Origin of the sequence: Acidisoma sp. L85 (assembly GCF_009765865.1) — a bacterium.
Taxonomy (GTDB): domain Bacteria; phylum Pseudomonadota; class Alphaproteobacteria; order Acetobacterales; family Acetobacteraceae; genus Acidisoma.
Window position 1 is genome coordinate 1 of record NZ_LMUQ01000049.1, and the last position, 5,139, is coordinate 5,139.

Annotated in this window: 4 protein-coding genes and 2 pseudogenes; 4 read left to right on the forward strand and 2 right to left on the reverse strand. The window is 58.7% G+C overall.

Annotated elements, in window-relative coordinates:
* Positions 1-256: hypothetical protein (locus tag GSQ83_RS14150; protein WP_216850184.1), on the forward strand; the 256-nt coding region annotated here is incomplete at its 5' end.
* Positions 257-427: 171 nt separating this feature from the next.
* Here the strand turns inward: GSQ83_RS14150 and GSQ83_RS31340 are convergent.
* Both GSQ83_RS31340 and GSQ83_RS30595 read right to left on the reverse strand, forming a co-directional pair.
* Entirely contained in the window at positions 428-742 is a 315-nt protein-coding gene (locus tag GSQ83_RS31340) for a GMC oxidoreductase (protein ID WP_158803717.1), read from the reverse strand.
* A gap of 194 nt (positions 743-936) precedes the next feature.
* Positions 937-1,428 (reverse strand): GMC family oxidoreductase N-terminal domain-containing protein, encoded by a 492-nt coding sequence (locus GSQ83_RS30595; protein ID WP_158803530.1) that lies wholly within the window; start codon positions 1,426-1,428, stop codon positions 937-939.
* A gap of 593 nt (positions 1,429-2,021) precedes the next feature.
* Between GSQ83_RS30595 and GSQ83_RS31345 the strand changes: the two genes are divergently transcribed.
* The 3 genes and pseudogenes from GSQ83_RS31345 to GSQ83_RS14170 all read left to right on the forward strand — a co-directional run bounded on the left by GSQ83_RS31345 (position 2,022) and on the right by GSQ83_RS14170 (position 5,058).
* Positions 2,022-2,501: a helix-turn-helix domain-containing protein gene (locus GSQ83_RS31345; RefSeq protein WP_371418020.1), complete on the forward strand. Its 480-nt coding sequence runs from the start codon at positions 2,022-2,024 to the stop codon at positions 2,499-2,501.
* A 566-nt stretch (positions 2,502-3,067) separates the two neighbouring features.
* Positions 3,068-3,442: pseudogene (locus GSQ83_RS30600) on the forward strand (IS21 family transposase); the annotation flags it as partial.
* 87 nt (positions 3,443-3,529) lie between these two features.
* Positions 3,530-5,058 (forward strand): annotated as a pseudogene (locus tag GSQ83_RS14170) (ISNCY family transposase).
* Positions 5,059-5,139 lie beyond the last annotated feature (81 nt).

Genomic DNA, 5,139 nt, shown 5'->3' on the forward strand with positions numbered 1-5,139 from the left:
CAGATACGAAAATCGAGAAAACTCGAGCTTGAAAGGGCGGAACATGAGCAAGATCACCGATCCAATTGTCGCTATCGACGGCCGCTTAAGCATAGCGCGACATAATCTGAGCCAAATCGTTGAAGCGGCGGCGGTTTACTCTGGAGCCCATGACGAAGAACTCGCTGCGCAACGCATTGCTGATCTTGAAGCCGAGATAATGCGGCTGATCCAGTTAAGCGCGGAGATGGGTGATGAGGCCACGACGAGAAGCTGAACGGCTCACCTCGAGCTGAAGAGGAGACTCACAGCGTGTCTACAATATTACTTTTGGTAGTTGACACTGACCGCGTTTAGTGACGCCGCATTATCAGTCACCGGGTGTCTTCAGCCTGACTAATCACGCGAGGGGCGCCCTCGGTACCGATCCATGTCTTCAGGCTTTGTTTTACGCAGACCACCTAGCGCTGCGTCCATCCAAGACGAATTGTGCGACACGTTCGCCTACGACCGTTGTGGGTAACGCGGTTGTTCCGCGTGGGACATCTGGGAACACGGAGGCATCAGCCACGGAGAGTCCGATAACGCCGTAGACTTTGTCGGTGTGGTCAACAACGGACGATGGATCGGTGACAGGCCCCATTCGACAGGACCCGGCCGGATGACAGTAATGGCGATGATTTGCTCGAGCCCAGTCGATCGCATCCGTCCCGCATAGGGGCGCAGAGCTTGCCTGCCAATTAGATGCGAGAAAGGCTGAGATCTAGCCAAATCTTCTGCCCATCCAATTCCGTACTCCATCCCATCAGCATCGTCTCGATTACGCAAATACCCAGCATCAATCTCCGAAGAATATGAGGGTCGGGCGACCGAAGCTTAATCCAGCCACATGACTTCGGCCTCAGGACGCTAACAGGTATAATGCAGCGCCAACCGTAGGCGAGTCGACAATCTTCTTCAACCCAAAGGTAAATGTGTAGATCGTAAGGAGCGGCTCCGGAAAAGAGGGTAGCGGAGTTTCACAATTGCCTGTTCTTCCATCAATGGCTGAGTCGCGGCAAATTCTCGGAGTTCGGCCGCGAGAGTGGCTGACCCGGCAAACCGCAGCAAGGCAGAAGGTTGGTCGTGGAGATTTTGCCCTACACCGGGCAAATCATGGATAACAGAGATACCCAGACTCCGAAGATCTGACTCCGGCCAAATGCCCGACCGCAACAGAATTTCTGGGCTTCCATATGCTCCGGCGCTTAAGATCACCTGCTTGGCCGGATATATAAACCGGGCTTCCCTTCGAATAAGTGCGATTCCCTCTACGCGGTCGCCGCGGAATGACACGCGCTCTACTAGACTGTCGATCAGGACGATCAGGACGATCAGGACGATCAGGACGATCAGCGTGCCACCTTCACGGTGCGCGTCAAGGTGGGCAAATGCACCATTTAGCTTCAATGAGTGTCACCCGGAAGCCTGCTTCTACAATGTGTCCCCCTAAGGCGCACCCTGCCGAGCCGCCGCCAACCACTACTATGTCCTCTGGCGAGCGAATTGCGTTCTTACGACCGATTCTACAGACATCGTGGCGGGCATACTAGATTAGAAGCCATCTGACAGCCCTGTCCTACGCATGAGCGTAGCCCGACAGCGGTGGGTGGGGCGACGTTCCAATCACCTTCGATGGGGAGCGCGACCTGTCTTTGGGTGGAGCAGTCTCGGCAATAGCATTACCAACGCCGATTAACTCCATACGCGATCGGCATTGGTCATCCGACCTCCTATCGCGGATACTTGAGTGACATTGGAAGCCGTGGCGTCTGCAACGCAACACTTATTCGACTCGACTGAGTTTGGGGAACGACCGGGATGGGCTACTGTGCTACTCTGCTTCTGTGTTTATCCGGTCGAGTCGTTGGAGAAGCACTCACTTTCACAGGCCGTACAAACTCCAGCGATTACCGTCCTCGAATCGGAATAAGAGTTGATCGCGCGGGTTTGGGGCTGGACAACTTACGGCTTTGGGTGTCGCTCAGGGCGGTGGCGCGCTAATGATCCCCGAACTCACGCCATTCGAATCGGACTCGCCCAGGCCGCGAGTTCTTGGCGACGGACCAGACTCTTCGATCGCCGGCGAGCGCGCAATCACCCAAGCGTCTGACGCATCTAACGAGGTTGCTGTGGTAGTGCGGAGACGGACATTAGAGCTCCAGACGTGGCGGTTGCGCCGCGTCCAGGCGCATATTCACAACCATATATCGGAAGCAATCGAGCTGGCCGATCTGGCTAAGGCCGCCGGCCTTAGTCGCAGTTACTTCGCGGCCCAGTTTCGAGCGAGGACGCTAGTTCGTCCTCATGAATATGTAGCTAGGCAGCGTATAGCGCGAGCGCAGGCTCTGCTAAAGGAACCGCAGCGAACCATAAGTGAAGTCGCCCTGAAGGTCGGCTTCCCGAATCAGGCGCATTTTACGACTATCTTTCGTCACTATGTTGGAATCACTCCATACAGGTGGCGCCACTCAAAATCCTAGCTTGGGAGATCCGGACCAGATGGGCTTTCCTGCCAGCCCAGCTAGGCGAACCTGGCGGCCCAATGAGGTGGCTTGCTGCTGACGTGGCGCCTAAGATGGTTGCCAGCTTGCACGTCAGCCTCCCACTGGATGCTGCCCGAAGCGCATAGCTCAGGGAGTACCGATTGCCAGCCCGCGAGAAGGGTACCGGGAGCATCCGACGATTTCCGAGGCTCGATGCCTCATGTGCGTTAGATAGGCGCCATCGGGCCGCCTAGCCCGGCCGCCAATGCAGTTCGCTACGCGCGGTAGAAACTAGCGGCAGCATCTCCTCGAATCTGCGTCCTGAAGTAGCTGGGTCACGGTCTCCATGAGTCTCGACGGCGATGCGCCGCGGGACTGAACCCTCGTTCATTGGACTAAACAGAACCCTCATTCATTCCGATTTGATCCCGCCCAGGGTTCCGAGATGATCCCGCCCACCATTCCGGGATGATGCCGCCCGGGTTTGTGGGCGGGCGGGGCAGTCGTTGGCTCGATAAGGTCGCTTCATTTTGGAGGGGCCGATGCCAACGGAGAGGATCGCGATGCGCCGAGTGCGCGAGATGTTGAGGTTTAGGCTAGACGCCGGCTTGGCGGCACGAGAAGTGGCCCGTCGGACCGGGGTGGTGGCACCATCGACCCTGCGGAAGATGTTCCGACGGTTTCGGCGTTCTGGCCTGTCATGGCCGCCGCCGTTGGAGCTGAGCGACCCTGATCTTGAGACCCGCCTCTACGGTCCAGCGGGCACGAAGCAGGGCCACCGGCGAAGGGCTGTGCCCGACTGGGCGGCAGTGAACCGCGAGTTAAAGCGCAAGCATGTCAGCTTGCAGATCCTTTGGGACGAGTACATCGAAATCAACCCGGACGGGTATCGATACAGTCGCTTTTGTGAGCTTTACGCGACCTGGGAGCAGCGCCTCGCATTGCCGCACCTGAAATGTTACCGGGGCCCTACCCGTTGCCTCAGCTGACATGCTCCCGGCCGGGGTTCACCGGCGGGGACGAGCATGAGGCGGGTCAGCATGGCAACGCGTGATGAGTTAGTGGCGGCCCTTATTGAACGATATGCTGGGTGCAACCGCACTGAACGGAGCCTCATTCTCGATGAATTCGTAGCGGTAACGAAGTTTCACCGGAAGCACGCAACGCGGCTGCTGCAGGGGGGAAGTCGCGGACGTCCTTCGGGGCCTCGCCCAGGCCGGCGCATCTATAATGACGCCGCCCGCGAGGCTTTGATCGTGCTCTGGGAGGCCTCGGACCGGATCTGCGGCAAGCGGCTGCGGCCGTTGGTTCCCGTGATGCTCGAGGCGATGGAGCGCCATGGGCATCTCCAACTGATCTCCGAAGTGCGCACGGGTCTACTGGCAATGAGCGCCGCGACCATGGATCGCGCGTTGCGCGAGGCCAAGGGGCAATCGGGAAGGAGGACTGGTCGGCGCGCACCACCCTCAGCCGCGGTACGACGGAGCGTACCGGTGAGGACATTCTCTGACTGGGGTGATCCAGCTCCTGGCTTCATTGAAGCGGACCTCGTCGCTCATGGCGGTCCGACCGCAGCCGGCAGCTTCGTTCAGACACTCGTCCTCACCGACATTGCGACGGGATGGATAGAGTGTGCACCTCTCCTGTATCGCGAACAGAAGCTCCTGACCGAAGTGCTGGACGAGGTGCGCAAGCTGTTACCCTTCCCATTACTCGGGTTCGACACCGACAATGACACGGTTTTTATGAACGAGACTGTGCGGGACTACTGCCGGGATTCCGGGATCGTGTTCACGCGCTGCAGGCCCTATCAGAAGAACGATCAGGCCTGGGTCGAGCAAAAGAATGGTGCCGTCGTGCGCCGGATGGTCGGCTATCGACGGTTTGCGGGGCTGGAGGCGGCCGCTGCGCTCGCGCGGCTATACGGCTCGGTGCGATTGTTCGTGAACTTCTTCCAGCCTTCGTTCAAGCTGGCGGAGAAGTCACGGGAAGGCGCGAAGGTTCGAAAGAGCTATCATCCGCCAGCGACGCCGTACCAGCGGCTGATGGCCGATGCGAGGACGACGGAGGAACAAAGCGAAAGATCAGGACGCAGTATGAGACGCTCGATCCAGTGCGTTTGCTCAAGGAAATTCGTGCTGGGCAGAGGCAGCTGGTAGAAATCGCTGACGCCCCGGAAGTCGCATTCGCGATCGAGCAACCGACGCTCGAGCAGTTTTTGTCCAGTTTACGGACGGCATGGCAGGAGGGGGAAGTTCGGCCGACGGCTCGACGGAAGGCACGAGCGACAAAGAAAAAGCGCAACACCCCAGATCCGTTCGCGCTGGCGGCCGACCAACTACGCGCCTGGTTTGAAGCTGAGCCGTGGCGGACGTCGGGCGAACTGTTTGCCCGGCTGCAGATGGAGCACCCGGGCACTTATGCGATGGGTCAAATTCGGACGCTACAGCGTCGTTTGAAGGAGTGGCGGCGAGAAATGGCGCAGCTGATGGTATTCGGGAGGTCGTCGGCTGACGAAGCACTTGGAGAGGAATCAGCGATGGAAGTGCAGTAGATGGAGGCGGAACGATCCCCCGCGACAAGGGCGAAGTCTCTGGTAACATTTTTGGATGAGGCAACAGGACCGGCCATCAGT